The organism is Mesorhizobium sp. WSM4847 (assembly GCF_055811335.1).
In genome coordinates, this window is sequence record NZ_JBVVPY010000073.1 from 1 (window position 1) to 3,105 (window position 3,105).

1 protein-coding gene is annotated in these 3,105 nt (G+C 67.3%); it reads left to right on the forward strand.

Annotation, left to right across the window (positions count from 1 at the left end; genetic code table 11):
* The coding region (locus AC0L28_RS34490; RefSeq protein ID WP_473482940.1) for a non-ribosomal peptide synthetase at window positions 1-3,105 on the forward strand (3,105 nt) is incomplete at both ends.

Below are 3,105 nucleotides of genomic sequence, written 5' to 3' on the forward strand. Positions count from 1 at the left end.
CGAGCTTCTGGGGCTCGAGCGGGTTGGCCGCCACGACCACTTCTTCGAGCTCGGCGGCCATTCGCTGCTGGCGGTGCAACTGATGGAGCGGCTGCGGCGGCAGTCGCTCGGGGTTGAGGTGCGCACCCTGTTGGCCCGGCCGGTGCTTTGCGATCTGGCCGCCAGCCTTGGCAGCCATAGCGAGGTGGCGGTGCCGGCCAACCTGATCGACGAGCACACTCTGGCGATCACGCCGCCGATGCTGCCGCTGATCGAGCTGAACCAGGAAGAGATCGACCGGGTGGTGGCGACGGTGCCGGGCGGGGTCGGCAACATTCAGGATATCTATGGCCTGTCGCCGCTGCAGGACGGTATCCTGTTCCATCACCTGTTGGCCGGGAAGGGCGATCCGTATCTGCTGGTCTCGCAGATGGCCTTTGCCGATCGCGCCCTGTTGGAGCGCTATCTTGATGCGGTCCAGCAAGTGGTGGACCGTCACGACGTGCTGCGCACGGCCTTTGTCTGGGAGGGACTGTCGAGCCCGGTCCAGGTGGTGTGGCGTCGTGCGCGGCTGGAGGTTGCCGAGGTCGAGCTGGACGAGAATGGCGGTCCCGGTCATGAGCAGCTGAAGCGCCGGTACGATCCGCGCCAATATCGCCTCGAGCTTGGCCGGGCGCCCTTGTTGCGGTTTGTGATCGCGCGCGAGCCGGGCAGCGGGCGCTGGCTGCTTTTGGAGCTGCATCATCACCTGATTGGGGATCACACCGCCTCGGAAGTGATGCGAGGCGAGGTGCGGGCGGTTCTGGAGGGTCGCGCGCATGAGCTTGGTGCGCCGCAGCCGTTTCGCAATCTGGTGGCGCAGGCGCGTCTCGGAGCTTCGTCCGAAGAGCATGAAGCGTTCTTCCGGGAGATGCTGGGCGACATCGAGGAGCCGAGCCTGCCGTTCGGTTTAAGCGAGGTCCATGGCGATGGCAGCGGGGTCGGCGAGGCGCATCGGATGCTGCCGGCCGCGCTCAACGATCGGCTGCGGGCGCAGGCGCGGCGGCTGGGTGTGAGCCTGGCGAGCCTCTGTCACCTGGCCTGGGGCCAGGTGGTGGCGCTGAGCAGCGGGCGCGAGCAGGTTGTGTTCGGCACGGTGCTGTTTGGCCGCATGCAGGCCGGGGCCGGCGCCGACCGCGCGCTCGGCCTGTTCATGAACACCTTGCCGGTGCGGCTCGACCTCGACGGCACCGGGGTCGAGGCGAGCGTGCGGGCCACGCACGGGCGACTTTCGCAGCTGCTGGCGCATGAGCATGCCTCGCTGGCGCTGGCGCAGCGCTGCAGCGGCGTTGCAGCACCGGCGCCGCTGTTCAGTGCGCTCATGAACTATCGCCACAACACGCCGGCCGCCAACACGGACGATGCCTTGGCCGGCATCGAATGGCTGGGCGAGGAGGAGCGCACCAATTATCCGCTGAGCCTGTCGGTGGAGGATTTTGGCGATGCGCTCGGCCTCACCGCCCAGGTGGTGGAGCCGATCTGTGGGGACCGGGTCTGCGGCTACATGCAGCGGGCGCTCGAAGAGCTGGCCCAGGCATTGGAGCAGGCGCCCGACAAGCCGGTGCGAGAGCTCGACATCCTGCCGGCCGCCGAGCGCGCCCATCTGCTGGAGGAACTGAACCGGACGGAAGCGGACTATCCGTCGCACAAGTGCATCCACGAGCTGTTCGAGGCGCAGGTGCGTCAGGGGCCCGACAGGGTGGCGCTGGTGCATGAGGCCGAGGCGCTCTCCTATGGCGAGCTCAACGCCCGCGCCAACCGGCTGGCCCACCATCTGATCGGGCTTGGGGTAAAGCCGGACCAGCCGGTGGCGATCTGCGTCGAGCGCAGCCCGGCGATGGTGGTGGGGGTGCTTGCGATCCTGAAGGCGGGCGGTGCCTATGTGCCGCTCGACCCGGCCTATCCGAGCGCCCGGCTTGGCCAGGTGCTTGAGGATGCCGCGCCGCGGCTCTTGCTTTGCGATGCCGCCGGACGCGCCGCCCTGGGCGCGGAGGCTCTTGGCCAGGTGGGCGTGGTCGACCTCGACGCCGCAGAACCCGCCTGGGCCGGGCAGCCCGCCGAGGATCCCGACCCGCATGCGCTGGGGCTCACCGCGCGCCATCTCGCCTACATCATCTACACCTCCGGCTCCACCGGAACGCCCAAGGGCGTCATGGTCGAGCATCGCGGGCTGGTCAATCTTGCAGCATGGCATGTGCAGACGTTCTGCCCGCAACCGGAAACCTGCTGCACGCTCACGGCTGGATTAGCATTCGATGCCAGTGCGTGGGAGCTATGGTCTGCATTATGCAATCGTAGCACTTTGCTGCTCCCACCCAGGGCGGCAGCGGGAGATTCCTTGCGTCTGTTGCAATGGTGGCGTGACCAATCGTTGGAGACCGCCTTCTTGATTACGCCGCTGGCTACAGCCGCGCTGGAAGACAAGCTGGTAAATTCCACGTTGGAGCACTTGCTGATCGGCGGTGATCGTCTCCCGCGGGTGCCTTCCCTGCCACCGTCGTCCCTCAAGCTAATAAACAACTATGGCCCCACCGAACTTACCGTCGTGGCAACTTCGGGACGGCTATTCAGTGATAGCTTCGTGCCACATATCGGCCGTCCGATATCGAACACGCGGCTTTATCTGCTGGATGCTCATGGCGCGCCGGTTCCGTTCGGGGCGGTGGGCGAGCTCTATATCGGCGGAGCGGGCGTGGCGCGCGGCTATCTCAACCGGCCCGAGCTGACGGCCGAGCGCTTCATTGCCAGCCCGTTTGTGGCTGGCGACCGTCTGTACCGCACCGGCGATCTGGCGCGCTATCTGCCGGACGGCAATCTGGAGTTCTTGGGCCGCAACGACGAGCAGGTGAAGATCCGCGGCTTCCGCATCGAGCCGGGCGAGATTGCGGCGCGGCTTGTCGAGCACGAATGGGTGCGCGATGCGGTGGTGGTGGCGCGCGAGGATCGCACCGGTGAGATGCGGCTCGTCGCCTATGTGGTGTGCGCGCAGCAAGAGGCGGACGAAGCGGGGGCGCCGGAGAAGGCCGGCGCCGAGGTCGAAGAGGCGGGCGCGCTTGCCTCTGCGTTGCGCGGGCATCTTGGCGCGCG